This window comes from Mesorhizobium sp. P2_D1, from assembly GCF_056404455.1.
Map to the genome: position 1 here is coordinate 28,523 of NZ_JBFUDZ010000029.1, position 19,229 is coordinate 47,751.

The following is a 19,229-nucleotide window of genomic DNA, read 5'->3' on the forward strand; positions in this document are numbered from 1 at the left end:
CGCCATGACAAGTCTGCAATCCGCGACACAAACACCGCCACCAATCGACGGTATTTTTCGCGCCCTGTCGGACCCGACGCGGCGACGCGTGGTGGAGCGGTTGAACCGCAGCCCCGCCTCGGTCAGCGAACTCGCCCAGCCGTTCGACATGGCCCTGCCCTCGTTCATCGAGCATCTCAGGGTCCTCGAAGGCTGCGGACTGGTGCGCTCGGAAAAGACCGGCCGGGTCCGAACCTATCAATTGGCGCCTGAGCCGCTGAAGCTTGCCGAAAACTGGTTGGCCGAACAGCGCACATTGTGGGAACGCCGCCTCGACCAGTTCGACGCCTATGTGATGACCCTGAAGGAGAAAGACGCATGAGCTATCCGTTCAAGCCGGACCCCAGACTGGACCTCGTGCTCGAGCGTGTCGTCGATGCGCCGCGCGAGTTGTTGTGGAAAGCCTGGACGACCCCTGCCCATGTCAAGCAGTGGTTCACTCCGAAGCCGTGGACCGTCACCGACTGCGAGATCGACCTTCGGCCGGGCGGGCTGTTTCGCACGCGCATGCAGTCGCCTGACGGCAAGGAGGTCAGCGACCGACATTGCTGCTATCTGGAAATCGTGCCGAACGAGCGGCTGGTGTGGACGGATGCGCTGCTGCCGGGTTACCGGCCGTCAGGTGAGCCGTTCATCACCGCGGTCATTTCCTTGAAGCCGGACGGCAAGGGTACGCGCTACACCGCCACCGCCATCCACCGCGACGAAGCGACCCGCAAGAACCATGAAGAGATGGGCTTCTTCGATGGCTGGGGCACGGTGGCGGATCAACTGGCAGAGTATGTGAAGACGATCTGAGCTCTCACATGCGGCCGGGCTATCGTCCCGGCCGCCATGCCTATTTTTCAACCCTGCAGCGAAGAGAGCAGGCTCGCGGAAGCCGGTATTATTTCCGGCCTCAGTAGTAGAAGCGCTCTTCGGTGATCTTGCCGTTCTTGACCGTGTACACGCCGACCTCATCCATGGTGACACGCTCGCCCGTAGCCTTGGGCGTTATGTCAAACTTGAAGCGCACTGCGAACTGGTCGCCGTTGACATAAGGGCCTTCGACCGAGCCGCCATGGACTTCGTGGTTCTCTTGCCACCACTGGCCCTTCTGCTTGAGGGCCTCCTTGCCATGGGAGACGGCCATCGGCCCCTCCATGGCTTCGTAGCTGACGATTTCGTCGGCATTGTATTTCTCAGCGGCACCGTGGCGGTCGCCTTGCTGTAGGAGTTCGGTGAAATCCTTGGCAATTTCCGCGATGGTCATTTGTGTTCCTCCTGTTCAGACGCATTGCAATTAGGGGACAGCCTGTTGGCCTGCCATCATCAATCCGCTTGGTAGCTGACAAGCCATGTCAGGATGATGATATCGCGCGGGGTATGTGACGACGATTTGAGGGAGCGATCGGCGGATCACATCGCCCTCAGCGGCCGGCCGCTTAGGCCACCATGACCGCTTTGGAATGCCGAAGTCGATTTCGCCTTGCAGATACATACGCATACGCCCGCAGAAGTACGCTCCTGCCTTGTACGATAAAGAACAAAACAGGAACATAGCTTCGAGTCAAGCGTGGAAATTTCCACGCCTACGCCCCGTAGCCGACGATGCCGTTGACCTCGAGGAGTGGCGGCCAATGTCGGTGAAACTAGCTTGGCAGCATAGGGCAGTTGGCGCCGCGGCGCAGGCTGATATGCGCCACATCGCCGACGCTGAATTGAAAACCATCGGCCTTGCGCGGCGCATCGATGACGATCGGGGCGCCCTGCCCGAGCTCGGCATGTAGGCGCAACGTGCGGCCGTGAAAGACGATGCTGTTGACGCGGGCCGGCGCCGTGCCGGGTGCCGCCTCGGTGGCCGCCAGCAAATCCTCGGGCCGCACGCCGACGGTGCGGATCGTGCCCTCGGCCGGAGCTTCGCCGGTTTCGGAGGTCGCTTCCAGCGGCAAGGCCCCGGCGGCGAACCGCAGGCGATCGCCGTCGCGTCCGATAAAACGCGACTGCAACAGGTTCATGGTGCCGATGAAACTGGCGACGAATGTGGTGGCGGGCCGGTCGTAGAGCGTTGCCGGCGGCGCGATCTGCTCGATGCGGCCCTTGTTCATGACGACGATGCGATCGGAGATCGACAGCGCTTCGGTCTGGTCGTGGGTGACCATGACGAAGGTGGTGCCGAGCCGCGACTGCAGCCGCTTCAGCTCGACCTGCATCTGTTCGCGCAGATGCGCGTCGAGTGCCGACAGCGGCTCGTCGAGCAAGAGCACACGCGGTTCGCAGACGATGGCACGGGCGAGCGCGACGCGCTGGCGCTGGCCGCCCGACAGTTCGGAGACGCGGGCGCCGAGCTTGTCGGCCAGACCAACCATATCGAGGGCTTCGCCGAGGCGCTTTGCCTGCTCGGCGCCGGAAAGTTTTCGCAAGGACAGACCGAAGCCGACATTTTCGGCAACGTTCATATGCGGAAACAGCGCGTAGTCCTGGAACACGGTGTTGACTGGCCGGTCGTAGGGCCTGAGTGCCGTGATGTCACGGCCGTCGAGCAGCACCTTGCCGCTCGACGGGCTTTCGAAGCCGGCGATGACGCGCAGGCTCGTGGTCTTGCCGCAACCCGACGGTCCAAGCAGTGTGAGAAACTCGCCGCGGACGATGTCGAGATCGACGGCGTCGAGGCCGACAATGCCGCCTGGAAATATCTTCGAGACCGCCTGCAGCCGGACAAGAGGATCAGGCGCCATCGCGAACCTCGGACGGCTTGGTGGTGTTGACCCAGAGTATCTGGCAGCGCTCGGCGCCCGGATTGCGGAAGGCGTGCAAAAGCGTGCTCTTGAACGCAAAACTGTCGCCGGTCTTCAGCACGTAGTTCGTCGAATCCACCACCAGTTCGACCTCACCCGAAACGACGAAGCCGAATTCATGGCCGGCATGGGCATAGGCCTCGGCGGTGCCGCCGCCTGCTTCCACCGACACGAGCATGCCAGTCAGCGTCGCACCCGGCGGCGACAGCAGCGCCTTGGCAATGCCTTCGGACTTCACCGGAATGGCGCGGCGGCTGTTGGCACGCACGCAATAGAGATCGCTAACGGCATCGTTGCCGTCGGCGATCAGCGCCGACGGCTCGATATCGAGGGCGGCCGCCAGCGGCCAGATCACCTTGACGCGCAGCGAGGACATGCCGCGCTCGATCTGGCTGAGCGCGCCAATCGACACGCCGGCCCTGGCGGCCAGATCGGCCAGCGACAGGTTGCGCTCAAGCCGCAACGCCCGCACGCGCCGGCCAACCCGCACATCGGCATCGTCCTTCGGCTTTTCAGCCGCTTCGTCCAGCATGTCCATGCATTCGTCCTCGTTGCAGTCAACTTTTGGGCGGGGCGCTTGCTGGGCTTCCCTTCTCCCCTTGTGGGAGAAGGTGTCGCCGAAGGCGACGGATGAGGGGTGTTCCAGCTTGGCAAAGACGGTGATCCGTCCAACACCCCTCATCCGTCTCTGCGCTGCGCGCCGATCCACCTTCTCCCACAAGGGGAGAAGGAAGAACCAGGCTCAGCCGCCTGCCTTGACCTTTTCGAACATCTTGGCGAGTTCGTCATTCTGTTTCATCGGTCCGGTGAAGATGGTGGTCTTCAGCATCACCTCCGGGTCGGACGGCAGCTGCAGCTTCTCCAGCTCCTCCTTCGGCACGGTGGCAAAGGCAGAGCTCAGCGAACTGCCATAGCCATAGGACTCGATCAGGTATTTGCCAGAGTCGGCGTCCAGCCGGCTGTTGATGAAATCATAGGCGAGATCGACATTCTTGGCGTCCTTGAGCATGACGAAGCCGCAGGACCAGGTCAGCATGCCCTCCTTCGGTTTCATGAACTCGACCGGCACCCCTTGCTTCTTCAGCGAGGTGGCCGACGCGTTCCAGGTCATGGCGGCGACCAGCTGGCCGCTGGCCAGCGCCTGTTCGACCGAGGTCATGTCGGTGGTGTAGTTGGAGAGCAGCGGACGCTGCTCGCGCAGCTTCTCCGCCACCTTGTCCATTTGCTCCGGCGTCATGTCGAACGGATTGACGCCGGCCAGAAGCGCGGCAACGATCGGCGTGTCATGCACGGCGTCGATGGTCGCCATGCGACCGGCATACTGCTTGTCCCACAGAAGGTTCCAGCTCGCTTCCGGGTTCTTCACCAGATCGGTGCGGTAGAGGATCGAGGTGTTGCCCCAGTCCCACGGCACCATCCAGACCTTGCCGTCACCGGCCTGCAGGTCGGGCAGGTTCTTGAACACCGGGAAGATCGAATCCCAGTTCTTGATGCGCTTGGTGTCGATCGGCTGCAGCAGGCCTTCCTTGTTCCAGCGCGCCACCTTGTCGTAGCAAGGATGGGCGATGTCAGGGCGGAAGCCCGCCTTGACCTTGGTGAAGGCGTCATCATCGTCACCGAATATGGAAGCCTCGACGCCATCGGGATGCGCGGCAAGGAAGCTCTTGTTGAAGTCGGGCAGTTCATAACCCGACCAGGTGAAATATTGCAGCTTGTCGCCGGCGAAAGCCACGGTCGACGACAGTGCCAAAGCCAGGGCGGCCAGGCCGGTCCGGGCCATCTTTCCAGATATCAGGTCGAATGCCATTGCAGTTCTCCTCTCTTGGTTTGTTTTGGTTGTGATGGATCCGCGGGTCGTGGCGCCGCTGCGGACAGGCCGCGATGGCGCAGGATTTCGGCGATTGCAGCAATGACGAAGGAGACGGCCAGGATCGACGTGCCCAGCGCCATGACGGTCGGCAGCGATTTCGGGAACCTAAGCTGGCTCCAGATATAGAGCGGCAGCGTCGGCTCTGTGCCGGCGAGGAAGAAGACGACGATGAACTCGTCGAAGGAGATCAGGAACGCCAGCATGAAGGCCGAGATGATGGCCGGCAGGCTGAGCGGCAGCATCACCCGCCGGAAGGTCGTCCAGTCGGAAGCGCCGAGGTCGAGTGCCGCCTCGCGAATGGTTTTCGGGATGGCGGCAAAGCGGCTGCGCATGATCACCACCGTCGTTGGCAGCGCCACCAGTATGTGGCCCAGAACGATGGCAATGCGCGACGGCCCGAGACCGATGAGGTTGATGAGGATCAGCAACGATATGCCGACGATGACACCCGGGATGAGGATCGGCAGCCGCGCGACGGCGCTGATGGTGGCGGCCAGCGGCGAGCGGCCATAGAGATCCATGTAGGACACAGTGATGCCGCACAGCGTTGCCCCCGTGGCGGCGATCGCAGCGATGACGAGGCTGTTGACGAGCGCGCCGGACAGCATCGAATTGCCGTAGAGCGTCGCATACCATTGCAAGGTGAAGCCCTGTAGCGGAAACGCTGCCTGGACCGAGTTGTTGAAGGAAAACAGCGGGATCAGCAGCACCGGCAAATAGAGAAAGACCAGGTAGGCGATGACATAGACGCCAAGCCAGCGGCCGCCACCCTGCGTGTGCGCGATGTTCATGTGCGGCTGCCAAATCTGCGGTCGGTGAAGCGTGCGACCAGCACCACGGCAAGGATGACCAGCATGACGGCGACGGCGAGTGCGGCGCCAAACGGCCAGTCGTTGGCCTTGCCGAACTCGGCCTGGATCAGCGTACCGATCATGGTGCTGGCCGGGCCGCCGACGAGCGCTGGCGTGACATAGTCGCCGACCGTCGGCACGAAGACGACAAGTGCGGCCGCCAGCACGCCGGGCATCGAATTGGGCAGCACGACCCGGCGGAAAGAGGTGAAGGGTCTGGCGCCGAGATCGGAAGCGGCCTCGATCAGCGACTTCGGGATGGTGTCCAGCGCCACATAGATCGGCAGGATGGCGAACGGCGCATAGGCGTGGGCGAGCGTGACGACGACAGCGGCCGGCGTGTTGAGAAAGGCCAATGTTGGCTCGGACCAGATGCCACTTTCGATCAGCGCCGAGTTCAAGACGCCGTTGTAGGCGAGCACGATCTTCCAGGCGAATACGCGCAGGAGATAGCTGGTCCAGAACGGCAACGTCACCAGGAACAGCAGCAGGCCGCGCCGCCGTCCGGCATGGAAGGCAAGGTAGTAGGCAACGGGGTAGGCGGTGACGACGGTGGCCAGCGTCACCAGCGCGGCAATGACCAGCGAGCGCAGCGTCACCGTCCAGTACAGCGGATCGGACAGCACGGTGGCGAAATTCGCCAGGCTGAAACCGGCGCCGAGCAGCGAACCGTCGTTGTTGCGGAAGGCAAGGAAGAGCACAAGGCCGAGGGCAAACAGGATCAGCAGGAAGGTGACCAATGCGCCCGGCAGCAACATCGCGACCCGGAAGCCCGATGAAGACCGAGCCTCTGGCGCTTGCGTTGCAACAATGGTCGACATCGACCTGCCCATCGAAATTTTGAAATTACCTAAGAATTTTTCATATTCATGAAACTGTCAAGTGGAATCCCGCTGGCATGCTGCGTCAACGCTCCAGCGCATCGAGCAGGCGATACCAGGCGATGGTCGCGGCAACGCCAACCTGCCGGAAGGCGTGGAACGGGATCGGCCGGATCGGCGAGAGCGGGAACGGCAACTGCCTGGCGTCGCCACCGGAAAGATAGGTTGCGATGCGCTCGCCAAGCGCCGTCATCAGGCCGACGCCACGGCCCTGGCAGCCGACCACGGCGACAAGGCCTTGCTCCGGTTCGTGGATGTGCGGCAGGTGATCGGGCGTCATCGCTACCCGACCGAACCAGCGCTTCTCGATGGCGACACCGGACAGGCCGGGATAGAGCCGCCGCAGCGCCCGCTCGAGATGCGCCCAGTCACTGGCGCTCGTCGGCAAGGCCATGCGGCCACGCCCGCCCAGCACCAGACGGCCATCGGCGCTCTTGCGGTAGTAGACGAGGATGCGACGCGAATCCGACACCGCGTGCCCTTCCGGAAGGATCGTGGCCGCCAGTTTGGGCGGCAACGGTGCCGTGGCGATCTGGAAGGAATGCAGCGGCACGATCGTGTCGGCGAGGCCTGGGATCAAACCATCCGTATAGGCGTTGGTCGCCAGCACGACCGCCTTCGCCTGCAATTCAGTGCCGCTTTCGGTCGAAACACGCCAAACGCCGCCGGCGTTGACGAGCTTTACGACCTTCTGGCGCTCCGCTATCCCGACACCAGCCGCCGCTGCGACCCGGGCCAGTTCCGATGTGTAAGCGAGCGGATCGATGACACCGGCGCGGCGGTCGAGCCAGCCACCGAGATACCCTCGAGCGCCGGTCATCGCCGCGATATCGGCCTCACTCAAAAGCTCGACGTCGGCACCCCTCGCCCGCCATTGCCGGTCACGTTTTGCCGCCGCGTTCAGCGCGGCCTCGGTGTGCGCCGCCTGGATCCAGCCATTGCGGACGAAGGGAACCGACAGTTTTTCATCGCGGATCAGTTCGAACACGGTATCCGCGGTCGAAGCGGCGAAATTGACCAGCGCCTCGCCGCGCTCCGGGCCAAAATGCGCGAGCAGCCATTCCGGATCGTATTTCAGGCCGGGAATGACCTGCCCGCCATTGAGCCCCGAGGCGCCGCGGCCGATGTCGCCGGCCTCCAGCACTTGCACGGACATGCCAGAGCGGGCCGCATGCAAAGCCGTCGACAGACCCATGATGCCGCCACCGACAATGACGACATCGACAGGTCCGCCGCCGGCAAACAGCGACTGAAACCTGGAGGCCGCTTGCGGCTTGCGCCAGACGGGATCGGAGAACGGTGCGGGCAAGGGTCACCTGGATGGGCTGCGATGAATGAAAACTCTAGTCAGAATTTCACAGTTTTGAAATAGTATTTGCGGCCCTGACATTTGGACCAACGCCAACGGACCGTTCGGACCAGGCACTTGCCGATCGAACACGGCAATGCAGATTGCCAGCCAACGGGATAGACCTTTGACCGGAATCCGGTGAAAGTGCCGCGCCGATGCGGCCGGCCCGCATTGTCGATCATTTCAGAGGACCGAACGCCATGACCAATCCGACGAACCTGCCCGCTGAAGGTCTTTTTGTCGGCCGCGCCAGGAGCAGCGATGTCTCGTATCCCATGGTGGTCACGGTGCGCGATGGCACGGTCCTCGACATCACGTCGAGCACGGCACCGACCGTGCGTGATGTCTGCGGGATGCCTGATCCGGCCGGCCATGTGCGGACGGCCAAGGGCAAACCGATCAGCTCGCTCGATGCCGTCGCCGCCAACAGTTTTGAGGCCACGCGCGATGCGAACACGCCGTATCTGCTGTCCCCGGTCGACCTCCAGGCGGTCAAGGCCTCGGGTGTCACCTTCGTCGTCAGCCTGCTCGAACGGGTGATCGAGGAACAGGCACGCGGTTCGTCCGAAAAAGCCGACGCCATCCGCGCCGACATTGCCGGGCTGATCGGCCACGATCTGTCGAAGCTCAAGCCCGGTTCGCCAAAAGCGATGGAGATCAAGGCCAAGCTCATCGCGCGCGGGGCCTGGTCGCAATATCTGGAAGTCGGCATAGGTCCCGATGCCGAGATCTTCACCAAGTGCCAGCCGATGGCCTCGGTCGGCTTCGGCGCCGATGTCGGCCTGCACCCGGTGTCGACCTGGAACAACCCCGAGCCCGAGATCGCCATGATCGCCGCCGGCAGCGGCAGGATCGTCGGCGCCACCATCGGCAACGACGTCAATCTGCGCGACGTCGAAGGGCGTTCGGCGCTGCTGCTCGGCAAGGCCAAGGATAACAATGCCTCGGCCGCCCTCGGCCCCTTCATCCGCCTGTTCGACGACACATTCTCGATCGATGACGTCAAGCGGGCCGTCGTGCGCCTGAAGGTCGAAGGCGAGGACGGGTTCTCGCTGGAGGGCGCAAGCTCGATGGCCGAGATCAGCCGCTCGCCGGAAGAGCTGGTTGCCGCCGCCATGGGTCCTCACCACCAGTATCCCGACGGGCTGGCGCTCTATCTCGGCACCATGTTCGTGCCGTCGAAGGATCGCGGCGAAAAGGGCAAGGGCTTCACCCACAAGGTCGGCGACATGGTCACGATCTCGTCGGAAAAACTCGGCGCGCTGGTCAACCGCGTGCGGCTGTCGCCCGACTGCCCGCACTGGACCTACGGCGCCAGCCATCTGATGCGCGAATTGGCCGGGGCCAAGCTCATCTAGCGGCCTCTGCTCGCAAGCCCGTGCCGGCATTCCGACCGCCAAGGTGTGGCGGCTGATGTTGGGGGGGCGATGGCGGAGCTTGCGGGAGTGATCCTCGTCGGCTCCGGCGGCATCGTCGACGCCAATCTTTCGACCGCCGCGAAAAACCACCGCAACTGATGCAATCTGATGGGAGCGTTGATGGCGCCCCGTCAGGCGCCCACTACATCTGCAGATGGAGGCTTGCCATCCGTCGAAAAAGGGAATGCTCTGACGCATCCAACCGGCGCTGGCAAATACGCGATCCGGCGGTCGCCGGAACAAGGGACGGATAAGGAACTGACCATCTACAAACGGGAGGAAATCAAATGCTGACACGGCTAAGACTCGTTCTATATGGCCTGTTGGTGGCGCTGACGATTGTTCCGGCAGCGGCACAGGCCAAGACCTTCTACTGGATTTCGCATGGCGGCCCGGCTGACCCGGTCTGGACCTACTTCCTGGCCGGCGCGAAGCAATGGGCCAAGGACACCGGCAACACCGTCAACACCTCGTTCCACAATGGCGACGTGGCCTCGCAGCAGGAAGCGGTTCGCGCCGCCCTCTCTGCCAAGGCCGATGGCATCGTCACCACCAGTCCCGATCCGGGCAGCCTTGTCGAGATCGTCAAGGAAGCGCGCGCCGCCAACATCCCGATCATCAACTTCAACACACCCGATCCAAAGGCCAATTTCAACGCCTATGTCGGCGGTGACAACGTCACCTTCGGCAAGCACTGGGCGCAGTATCTGGTCGACAAGGGCCTGGTGAAGAAAGGCGACTTCGTCTGGATGCCGGTCGAGGTTCCCGGCGCCACCTATGGCGTCCAGGAAGAAGAAGGCATCAAGAGCGTCTTCGGCCCGCTCGGCATCACCTATGAGATCACCGAAGCGACGCTTGACCAGGCCGAAGTGATCAACCGCATGGTCGACTACCTCACCGCCAACAAGGCCAAGGTCAAGGCGATCATCGGCCTCGGCGACCTGGTGACCGGCTCGATCAAGCGGGTCTTCGACCAAGTCGGCATCAAGCCGGGTGAAATTCCGGTCGTCGGCTGGGGCAACTCGCTCGACACCACCCAGGAAGTGCTGAACGGCTACGTCAATGCCGGCCAGTGGCAGGACCCGCAGGCGACCAGCTATGTCGCCCTCTCCCTGGCCAACATGGCCGCTGCCGGCATTCCTCCGGGCTTCAACGTGATCACCGGTGCGCTCTACGAAAAGGATACCGCCGCGGTCTACGACAAGATCCTGTCCGGCAAATAAGATCCCAAACTCAAACAGTCGCGACTGCCCCGGCGGTCGCGACTGACTTCTCCGTTTTCGCCGAGCCCTTCGCTGTGCAAGGCTCAGCCTTTCCAATCCTATCGCGGGTTGCTCGTGGAAAATCGTTCGCTCATCCAACACCTGATCGCGCGGCCTGAATTCGGCCCCTTGGTGCTGCTCGTCATCGAGATCGCCGTTTTCTGGAGCATCAACCACGACTTCCTGTCGCCGCAGAACATCTCGAACACGCTGGCCTTCACGGTCGAACTTGGCCTGATCGCGCTGGCGATGACGCTGTTGATGACATCTGGCGAGTTCGACCTTTCGGTCGGTTCGCTGTTCGGCTTCTCGCCGGTGCTGATGTGGACGCTGTTCAACAGCGGCCTCACCTCGCTTGAGGTCGGCTTTGTCGCGGCGCTGCTGGTCGCCGCCTTCATCGGGCTGGTCAATGGCTGGTTCGTCACGCAGCTCAAGATCCCGTCCTTCCTGGTGACGCTCGGCATGCTGCTGGTGGTGCGCGGCACCGCCCTTTTCGTCACCGACGGGTTTCCGCAGCGCACCTGGAGCGCCGAAGGCAGCTGGCTGGCGGAGGCGCTGGTCGGCGACTTCTTCATCGGACCGTTCCGCATCTACATGTCGCTGTTCTGGTTCATCGCCGCGGCCATCGCGCTCGGCTATGTCCTGACGCAGAGCCGCACCGGCAACTGGATCCAGGCGGCCGGCGGCAATCCCAATGCGGCGCGCGCCCGCGGCGTCAACGTCAGCGGCGTCAAGATCGGCCTGTTCGTCCTGTCATCGCTGATGGCCTCGCTTGCCGGCGTCATCTCTTCGCTGCGCACCTCGGCCGCCAACCCCAACAGCGGCACCGGCTATGAGCTCGAAGTCATCGCCATGGTGGTGATCGGCGGCACGGCGCTGACCGGCGGGCGCGGCACGATCATCGGCACCGTGCTCGGCATCCTGATCCTGCGCGTCATGCGCAACGGCATTGTGTTGATCGGCGTGCCCGGCCTTGCCTACAACATCTTCATCGGTGCGATCATCCTTGGCATGATGGCGCTCCATTCATGGCTGGAACGCCGGCATCAGGCAGGGACTTGAACCATGGCCGAGCCACTGATCCGCATGCAGAACATCCGCAAGTCCTATGGCCGCGTGCAGGCACTCGAGGACGCCAGTTTCCATGTCAATGAACGGGAGATCGTCGGCCTGCTCGGCGACAATGGCGCCGGCAAGTCGACTCTGATCAAGGTGCTCTCGGGCGCCGTTCCGCTGACCAGCGGCGACATCTTCATCCGCGGCAAGAAGGTCAGCTTGCGCAACACCAGCGACGCCATCGCCCACGGCATCGAGACGATCTACCAGGACTCGGCGCTGGTCACGCAATTGTCGATCGCCCGCAATTTGTTCCTCGGACGCGAGCCGATCAAGCCGCCGCGCTTCCTCAACCGGATGGACCAGGACGCCATGAACACGGTCGCACGCGACCTGCTCAAGCAGGTCGGCATCTCGAAGAACATCCCGCCGACGACACCGATCGGCTCGCTCTCCGGCGGCGAGCGGCAGGCAGTGGCGATCGCGCGCGCCATGCATTTCGACAGCGACCTCATCATTCTCGACGAGCCGACCAACAATCTCGGCGTCGCCGAAACACAGGGCGTGCTGAGCTTCGTGCGCAACGCCCGCGATTCCGGTCATTCCTGCATTTTCATCGCCCACAACATCCACCATGTCTTCCAGGTGGTCGACCGCATCGTCGTCATGCGCCGGGGCAAGGTGGTCGCCGACGACATCGACCCGAAGAAGACCAGCGTGGCGGAAGTCGAGCGGATCATCACCGGCATGTCGGACAAGGAAATCCGCGATGCCATCGCCGATGGCAAGCCATCGCACTGAGTCCGGGACAGCCGTCTTGTCGAGGCGGCCGAATGACTGTCCGGCTGATGGGCGGCAATCAGCCGTCACCTCAAATCGCATCGCTCGTCTGGCGCGGCATCGCATCGGGACATAGGGTTAGGGCATGAAAGCCACCGTCTCGGATATCGCACGCAATTGCGGGCTGTCGACAGCAACGGTCGACAGGGTGCTCAACAACCGGCCAGGTGCGAGTGCCGCCAACCGGCAGCGTGTCATGGAGGCCGCCAAGCAGCTCGGCTATCTGCCGGTCGCCGATCAGGTGACGCTGCCCTCGCGGCCCGCCCATCTCGAATTCCTGCTGCCGATCGGCAGCAATGCCTTCATGCGCGATCTCGCCGGACATATCGAGGACTACGCCGCGCGGCTGCCGCTTGTCGCCTCGTGCCGGATCCACAACCTCGCCGGAATCTCGCCGAGCGCGCTGCAGACCGCCGTCGAAAACCTCTCGCTCAGGGCCAATGGCGTCGGTGTCATCGCCGTCGACCATCCGCGCACACGCAACATCCTGCGCGACATCGTCGACGCCGGCATGCGCCTGGTCACGCTGGTATCGGATGTCCCGGCCGCACCGCGATCGGCCTATGTCGGCATCGACAACCGGGTGGCAGGACGAACCGCGGCGCTGTTGATGGGACGCTTCCTGGGCGGTCGCACCGGCCATCTGGCGATGGTCGTCGGCTCGCGCTCCTATCGCGGCCACGAAGAGCGCGAAATGGGTTTCCGCTCGGTGCTCAACGAAGAGTTTCCCAACCTGACCGTCAGCAGCGCGGTCGAGATCAACGACGAGCCCGACGTCAGCTATGCCGAGACCATGAAGGCGCTGCACAACGAGCCCGAACTGCTCGGCATCTATTGCGTCGGAGCCGGACATTCGGGCGTTGCAAAGGCGATCCGGGAATTAAGGCCGAACCGCAAGCCGGTGTTCATTTGTCACGACCTCACAAAGGACACGCGGGGCTATCTGGTCGACGACCTGCTCGATGTCGTCATCGACCAGAATGCCAGGCTGATCGCCGAGCAGTCGGTCATCCGCCTGCTCGGCTCGATTGCATCCTCGGCGCCCTATCTGACGCGGAAGTTCATCGAGCCGCGCCTGATCTTCAGGGAAAACGTTCCGGTGCAGTGAAGCTTGCCTGCGCTTTTCCGGTCACACTCGGCAACTTTCGCGGGTGATACAGCGAATCTGCACAGCTGCTATGCACGATCCACGATTGCCGAATCATTGGGCAGCCCCTAATTTGCAGTTGTCGGCCATCTACTCCTCCCAGATGCGATGCCGACGCTGAGTGGGGTGCACCTCCTCCCGCGCCACACTCGAAATCGAGCCCGCTGCCACCTCCTCCCGGCAGCGGGCTTTTTTCGTTCCAGTCAGCCGCGATTGCAATGGCGCTCACGCCAAAGGCGTGGCGCATCGTCCATTCTCGGTCGCGAGATCGAAAAGATTGCCGGGGAGAATTCAGCCGGCAGCAGTGCCGCGGAAGGAGACGATCAGCCCTTCCGCCATGCGCACGAACTGCGCGCTGGGGCCTTCGGTACCGACACTTTGAACGCTGACACGGGCGCCTTCAAGCAGAAGCGACAGCGTATCGGCAAGCAGCTCAGCTTGGCCGATGCCGGCATCCCTGCACAGCGTGACAAGGCGATCGCGCTGGGCTTCCTTGAGTTCCTTGATGACGCGCCGGGCCGGATGATCCGCGTCGGTCAACTCGATGGCTGCGTTGGCCATATCGCAGCCGCGGCCGTCAGCCGTCAGGCAATCGGCGGCCATGCGAACCCAGGCATGCAATTGCGCCAGCTTGTCGCCGGGATGCTGACTCTCGAATTTCTCCCAGATCGCACCAGCCTTGCAGGCGGTGGCGCGCAGGCATTGGATGATGAGATCATCCTTGGAATCGAAATGACGATAGAGCGTCATCTTGTTGGTTCCGGCGGCCTCAGTGATGGCGTCGATGCCGACGCCCTTGATGCCATGCTTGTGAAACATGTCCTGCGCCGTCTCCAGGATCCTGTCCCGGGGGCGAACGCGTTCCACAGTGCCGTCTTCCATCAAAACCTCCTTGGTTTCCCAAAAATCCCTCGGTACGCCTCTTGACTAGGGTGTTACCGGTCTGTAACGTCACGAATGTTACTTACTGGTAACACCTATGTCGCCCTCCGTCAATCACAAGACCGTGAACTGGTCCTGCCAGATCGAGAGGGACCTCAGCGAGATGGGCGAACAATTGCAGTTCATGCGGCCTCGGCCGGTGAAGAGTTGAAAACGGTTCGTGAGCATGGGCTGCGAACCGACAGACAAGGAGCCGGCCAATGCCACAGCGCCGCGATCTTACCATAGATGAAGCCGTCCGGGATCCGATGATCCGGCTGGTCATGAAAGCAGATGGCGTCGACCCGCGCGCCTTCGAAAGGATGCTGCGCTCGCTCGCCGATGCGCAGCACAGCGAGATGCCGTTGCTGCATTCGCTGGGAGAGCCCGGTGACGGGCGCGGCCAAAGGCTGTCCAGGGTTGCCAGCGCCTTCGGCAAGGCAAGAGCGGCCAGGGAGGCGTGTGTTTCGTGGTAAACTTTTTCATTCATCGTCCGATCTTCGCCTCGGCGATCGCCATCATCATGGTGCTCGCCGGGACGATTTGTTATTTCCTGCTGCCCGTCTCGCAATTTCCCGACATCACACCGCCGCAGGTCGTGGTCAGTGCTCATTATCCGGGCGCCAGCGCGCAGGTGGTGGCCGACACCGTGACGACGCCGCTGGAACAGCAGATCAACGGCGTGCAAGGCATGACCTACATGTCGTCGACGAGCTCCAATGACGGCTCCTCGACCATCACGATCACCTTCGATGTCGGCTATTCGCTCAGCACCGCCGCCGTCGACGTCCAGAACCGCGTCTCGCAAGCGGCCTCGTCGCTGCCGGCGATCGTCAATCAGGGCGGCGTTACGATCAAGAAACAGAATCCGAACTTCGTCCTTATCGTCAACCTGACCTCGCCCGACAGTTCGGTCGATCCGGTGGCGCTGAGCAACCTTGCCTATTTGCAGGTGGTCGATCCGCTGAAGCGGTTGCCCGGTGTCGGCGACGTGCAGATCTTCGGCGAGCGGCGCTATTCGATGCGCGTCTGGCTCGATCCGGACAAGCTCGCCAATCTCGGCATCACCGCCGTCGACGTCCAGAACGCTATTGCCGAGCAAAACGTCCAGGTGGCGGCCGGCAAGATCGGCCAGTCGCCGGCCCCGGCCGGCACCGCCTTCGAGATGCAGGTCAACGCCGTCGGCCGCTTGAGCGATCCCAAGGAGTTCGGCGACATCGTCGTGCGCGCCAACACCGACACCGGCTCGCTGGTGCGGCTGCGCGACGTCGCCCGCATCGAGCTCGGTGCGCTGCAATATTCATCGTCGGCCTTCTTCGGCAAGGATCCGACCGTGGTGCTCGCCGTCTACCAGATGCCCGGCTCCAACGCGCTCGATCTGCAGCAGCGCGTCAAGGACAAGATGCAGGAGCTGTCGGCCCGTTTCCCGAAGGGCGTCTCCTATGCGATGCACTACGACACGACCCGCTTCGTCTCGGCGTCGATGCATGACGTGCTGATCACGCTCGGTGAGGCGCTGGTCCTTGTCGTCGCCGTGGTGTTCATCTTCCTGCAGAGCTGGCGCACGACGATCATCCCGACCATCGCCATTCCGGTGTCGCTGGTGGCGACGCTCGTCGTCATGGAGATGCTTGGCTTCTCGCTCAACATGCTGAGCCTGCTCGGCATGGTGCTGGCGATCGGCCTGGTCGTCGACGATGCCATCGTGGTGGTCGAGAACGTCGAACGACAGCTGGAGGCCGGGCTGAAGCCACTGGCGGCGACCAAGGCCGCGATGGCCGAGGTCACCGGTCCGATCATCGCCACCACCGCCGTGCTGATGGCGGTGTTCGTGCCGGTCGCCTTCATTCCCGGCGTCTCCGGCAAGCTCTACAACCAGTTTGCGCTGACGGTGGCGATCTCGGTCGGCATCTCCGCCTTCAATTCGCTGACGCTGAGCCCCGCGCTCAGTGCCGCCTTCCTGCGGCATCGCCAGCCAACGCAGTTCGTGCTGTTCCGCTGGTTCAACACAGGCTTCGACCGGCTGTCGCATGCTTATGCGCACGGCGTGCGCATCCTCATCCGCTTGCGCTGGATCATGCTTGGCCTGTTTGCAGCCGGACTTGTCGCCACCTACTTCGTCTGGCAGCGCCTGCCCTCGACCTTCCTTCCGGTCGAGGACCAGGGCTACTTCTTCGTCGTCATCCAGCTGCCCGACGGCGCTTCACTGGAGCGCACCGACGCGGTGGCGCAAAAGGCGCGCGACATCCTGCAGGCGACACCCGGCGTCGACATCGTCGGCTCGATCAGCGGCCTGAACTTCCTGACCAGTGCGGCGCAGTCGAACTCGGCGGTCGAATTCGCCATCCTCAAGCCCTGGGAGGAACGCAGTCCCGACCAGAGCGCGTCGAAGCTCGTCGCCGATGTGCGCGGCAAGCTGCTGCAGATCCCGGAAGCCTTCGCGTTGAGCTTCGATCCGCCCTCGATCCCCGGGATCGGGACCACGGGCGGCTTCGAATTCGTCGTCGAGGATCTCACCGGCCGCGGCAGTTCAGCCCTCAACGACGCGACGCAAGCCGTGATCGCCGAGGCGCGCAAGCAGCCCGAGATCAATCCGCAGCAGCTGTTCTCGCCATTCTCGACCTCGACGCCGCAGTTCAACTACGACCTCGACCGCAGCAAGGCGAAACTGCTCGGCCTCAACCTGCCGGACGTCTTCAACACGCTGCAGATCTATCTCGGTTCGCTCTACGTCAACGACTTCAACCTGTTCGGCCGCACCTTCCGGGTGACCATCCAGGCCGACAAGGATGCACGTGCGGGCGCTGCCGACATTTCCCGGCTCTATGTGCGCAATGCCTCGGGCGGCATGGTGCCGTTGAGCACACTGGGCAAGCTCGTGCCGTTCGTCGGCCCCGAAACCGTGCCGCACTACAACAACAACGCGTCGGCCTCGATCAATGGCGGTGCCGCACCGGGCTTCTCCTCGGGCCAGGCGGTTGCTGCGATGGAACGGGCCGCCGCCACGGCACTGCCCAGGGATTTCGGTTTCGAATGGACCGGCATCACCTTCCAGGAACTCAAGGCAGGATCGATCGCGTCCGTCGTCTTCGGCCTCGCCATCGTCTTCGTCTTCCTGATCCTGGCGGCGCAGTATGAGAGCTGGGCGATGCCGTTCATGGTGCTGCTGGCAGTGCCGCTCGCCCTGTTCGGCGCGTTCGCGGTGCTGTGGGCGCGTGGCATGCAGATCGACGTCTACTCGCAGATCGGCTTCGTCATGCTGATCGGCCTGGCGGCCAAGAACGCCATCCTGATCGTCGAGTTCGCCAGGAGACGCCGCGAGGAAGGCCTCAGCATCGTCGACGCAGCGATGGAGGCGGCACGGCTGCGGCTGCGGCCGATCCTGATGACGGCTTTCGCCTTCATCCTCGGCGTGCTGCCGCTGATGTTCGCCACCGGCGCCGGTGCCGCAAGCCGTCAGTCGATCGGCACCACCGTCTTTGGCGGCATGGTGGCGGCCACCATCCTGTCGCTGGTGTTCGTACCGGTCTTCTACGCGGTCATCGAACAGCTGCGCGAACGCGGCGGCAATGACGAGCCCGCCGCTGACGAACACACTGAACCAACTGCCGAAACCGCCTTCCCTCCCCTGGCGGAAGCGGCCGAATAAGATTGGAGACTAATCATGCGTAAATGGAAAATCGCGTTGGGAACGGCTGTCGCGCTGGGTGCGATCTCGGTGGCCAGCGTCCATCTGCTCGACATGGGCAACGTCAGCCTCAATGCCGGCACCGCTGGTGCGGCGCCCGCCCCGGCGGCGTTCGTCATGCCGGTGCCGGTGGTCAGCGTCGTCAAGAAGACGATCCCGATCTACCTCGACTACGCCGCGCGGACGGAGCCGATCCGCAACATCACCTTGCAGGCCAGGATTCCGGGCTATCTGCAGGAGCAGGCCGCTGCCGACGGCGTCGACGTCCGCCAGGGCGATCTGCTCTACAAGATCTCGCCTGATGACTTCCAGGCGGCTCTCGACCAGGCGAAGGCGCAGGTGCAGCGCGACACCGCAACGCTCGACTATGCCCAGTCCAATCTCGGGCGCGGCACCGAGCTTGCGAAGAGCGGCTATCTCGCCAAGGACGGGTTCGACCAGCGCACCAGCACCTTGCGCGAAGCACAGGCGTCGCTGGCGCTCAACCAGGCGGCGGTCCGCACGGCCGAGCTCAATCTGAGCTATGCCGAAATCCGCGCGCCGTTCGCCGGACGCCTGGGTCGCAACCAGGCCTCGGTCGGGACGCTGGTCAGCGTTGCCGGCACCGTGCTCAACACGCTGGTGCAGCTCGATCCGATCTACGTCACCTTCAATCCGAGCGAGACGGACCTGGCTGAGATCGAGCAGGCTCGCGCGGCCGGTCCGATCGAGGTCGAGGTCCTGCTTCCCGGCGAGACCGAGGCCAGCCAGAAGGGCGAACTCACCTTCATCGACAATACGGTGGACCGTTCGACCGGCACCATCACGGCGCGGGCGACGATCGGCAACGGCAAGTTCACGCTGCTGCCGGGCCAATATGTACGTGTCCGGCTGCATGTGAAGCAGCAGGCCGATGCGCTGATGGTGCCGCAGACGGCGCTGGGCTCGAGCCAGCTCGGCAAATATCTCTACGTCGTCGGCAAGGGCAACACGGTCGACCAGCGGCTGGTTTCGCTTGGCCCGACCAGCGGCAACCAGGTGGCGATCCTGACCGGCGTGGCCGAAGGCGATCAGGTGATAACAGGCAATCTGCAGAAGATCGGACCCGGAATGCCGATTTCTCCGCTGCCGGAAAAGCCGGCCACCTGA

Annotated in this window: 18 protein-coding genes; 10 read left to right on the forward strand and 8 right to left on the reverse strand. The window is 63.3% G+C overall.

Annotated features, from left to right (window positions below):
• Window positions 1-4 precede the first annotated feature (4 nt).
• Window positions 5-361, forward strand: a complete 357-nt coding sequence (locus AC1D0I_RS20500) for an ArsR/SmtB family transcription factor (protein WP_477397313.1) — start codon at window positions 5-7, stop codon at window positions 359-361.
• Window positions 358-837, forward strand: coding sequence for an SRPBCC family protein (locus tag AC1D0I_RS20505; RefSeq protein ID WP_477397315.1), 480 nt, complete (start codon window positions 358-360; stop codon window positions 835-837). The genes AC1D0I_RS20500 and AC1D0I_RS20505 overlap by 4 nt, the downstream gene beginning before the upstream one ends.
• 100 nt (window positions 838-937) lie before the next feature.
• Here AC1D0I_RS20505 and AC1D0I_RS20510 read toward each other — a convergent pair whose 3' ends face one another.
• The 7 genes from AC1D0I_RS20510 to AC1D0I_RS20540 all read right to left on the reverse strand — a co-directional run bounded on the left by AC1D0I_RS20510 (window position 938) and on the right by AC1D0I_RS20540 (window position 7,727).
• Complete coding sequence (locus tag AC1D0I_RS20510; RefSeq protein WP_477397317.1) at window positions 938-1,291, reverse strand: SnoaL-like domain-containing protein; 354 nt, start codon at window positions 1,289-1,291, stop codon at window positions 938-940.
• Between the two features lie 379 nt (window positions 1,292-1,670).
• Window positions 1,671-2,756, reverse strand: a complete 1,086-nt coding sequence (locus AC1D0I_RS20515) for an ABC transporter ATP-binding protein (RefSeq protein ID WP_477397319.1) — start codon at window positions 2,754-2,756, stop codon at window positions 1,671-1,673.
• Window positions 2,746-3,354, reverse strand: coding sequence for a cupin domain-containing protein (locus tag AC1D0I_RS20520; protein ID WP_457153034.1), 609 nt, complete (start codon window positions 3,352-3,354; stop codon window positions 2,746-2,748). The genes AC1D0I_RS20515 and AC1D0I_RS20520 overlap by 11 nt, the downstream gene beginning before the upstream one ends.
• Before the next feature lie 204 nt (window positions 3,355-3,558).
• Window positions 3,559-4,623 carry an ABC transporter substrate-binding protein gene (locus AC1D0I_RS20525; RefSeq protein ID WP_379025524.1) on the reverse strand — a complete coding sequence of 355 codons (1,065 nt, stop codon included), beginning with the start codon at window positions 4,621-4,623 and terminating at the stop codon, window positions 3,559-3,561.
• Window positions 4,608-5,477: an ABC transporter permease gene (locus AC1D0I_RS20530; protein ID WP_477397321.1), complete on the reverse strand. Its 870-nt coding sequence runs from the start codon at window positions 5,475-5,477 to the stop codon at window positions 4,608-4,610. Before AC1D0I_RS20530 ends, AC1D0I_RS20525 begins: the two co-directional genes overlap by 16 nt.
• Complete coding sequence (locus AC1D0I_RS20535; RefSeq protein ID WP_477397323.1) at window positions 5,474-6,358, reverse strand: ABC transporter permease; 885 nt, start codon at window positions 6,356-6,358, stop codon at window positions 5,474-5,476. Before AC1D0I_RS20535 ends, AC1D0I_RS20530 begins: the two co-directional genes overlap by 4 nt.
• 85 nt (window positions 6,359-6,443) lie before the next feature.
• On the reverse strand, window positions 6,444-7,727 hold the full coding sequence (locus AC1D0I_RS20540) for an NAD(P)/FAD-dependent oxidoreductase (protein WP_477397325.1): 1,284 nt from the start codon (window positions 7,725-7,727) through the stop codon (window positions 6,444-6,446).
• Window positions 7,728-7,969: 242 nt separating this feature from the next.
• Between AC1D0I_RS20540 and AC1D0I_RS20545 the strand changes: the two genes are divergently transcribed.
• The 5 genes from AC1D0I_RS20545 (at window position 7,970) to AC1D0I_RS20565 (ending at window position 13,453) form a co-directional block, all read left to right on the forward strand.
• A complete protein-coding gene (locus AC1D0I_RS20545; RefSeq protein WP_477397327.1) occupies window positions 7,970-9,127 on the forward strand; it encodes a fumarylacetoacetate hydrolase family protein in 1,158 nt (385 codons plus the stop codon).
• A gap of 347 nt (window positions 9,128-9,474) precedes the next feature.
• A complete protein-coding gene (locus AC1D0I_RS20550; protein WP_095091864.1) occupies window positions 9,475-10,410 on the forward strand; it encodes a substrate-binding domain-containing protein in 936 nt (311 codons plus the stop codon).
• 114 nt (window positions 10,411-10,524) lie between these two features.
• A complete protein-coding gene (locus tag AC1D0I_RS20555; protein ID WP_095091975.1) occupies window positions 10,525-11,511 on the forward strand; it encodes an ABC transporter permease in 987 nt (328 codons plus the stop codon).
• Between the two features lie 3 nt (window positions 11,512-11,514).
• Window positions 11,515-12,306 carry an ATP-binding cassette domain-containing protein gene (locus AC1D0I_RS20560; protein ID WP_457154340.1) on the forward strand — a complete coding sequence of 264 codons (792 nt, stop codon included), beginning with the start codon at window positions 11,515-11,517 and terminating at the stop codon, window positions 12,304-12,306.
• A gap of 124 nt (window positions 12,307-12,430) precedes the next feature.
• Window positions 12,431-13,453, forward strand: a complete 1,023-nt coding sequence (locus AC1D0I_RS20565; RefSeq protein WP_457154341.1) for a LacI family DNA-binding transcriptional regulator — start codon at window positions 12,431-12,433, stop codon at window positions 13,451-13,453.
• A gap of 330 nt (window positions 13,454-13,783) precedes the next feature.
• Here AC1D0I_RS20565 and AC1D0I_RS20570 read toward each other — a convergent pair whose 3' ends face one another.
• Window positions 13,784-14,374 carry a TetR/AcrR family transcriptional regulator gene (locus AC1D0I_RS20570; RefSeq protein ID WP_477300672.1) on the reverse strand — a complete coding sequence of 197 codons (591 nt, stop codon included), beginning with the start codon at window positions 14,372-14,374 and terminating at the stop codon, window positions 13,784-13,786.
• A 260-nt stretch (window positions 14,375-14,634) separates the two neighbouring features.
• On the opposite strand from AC1D0I_RS20570, the gene AC1D0I_RS20575 reads away from it, so the two are divergent.
• Genes AC1D0I_RS20575 through AC1D0I_RS20585 form a run of 3 tightly spaced genes read left to right on the forward strand, consistent with a single transcriptional unit; the run spans window position 14,635 to window position 19,229 of the window.
• Window positions 14,635-14,889 carry a hypothetical protein gene (locus AC1D0I_RS20575; RefSeq protein ID WP_477397329.1) on the forward strand — a complete coding sequence of 85 codons (255 nt, stop codon included), beginning with the start codon at window positions 14,635-14,637 and terminating at the stop codon, window positions 14,887-14,889.
• Window positions 14,883-18,062 carry a multidrug efflux RND transporter permease subunit gene (locus AC1D0I_RS20580; protein WP_184871481.1) on the forward strand — a complete coding sequence of 1,060 codons (3,180 nt, stop codon included), beginning with the start codon at window positions 14,883-14,885 and terminating at the stop codon, window positions 18,060-18,062. The genes AC1D0I_RS20575 and AC1D0I_RS20580 overlap by 7 nt, the downstream gene beginning before the upstream one ends.
• A gap of 15 nt (window positions 18,063-18,077) precedes the next feature.
• On the forward strand, window positions 18,078-19,229 hold the full coding sequence (locus AC1D0I_RS20585) for an efflux RND transporter periplasmic adaptor subunit (RefSeq protein WP_477300676.1): 1,152 nt from the start codon (window positions 18,078-18,080) through the stop codon (window positions 19,227-19,229).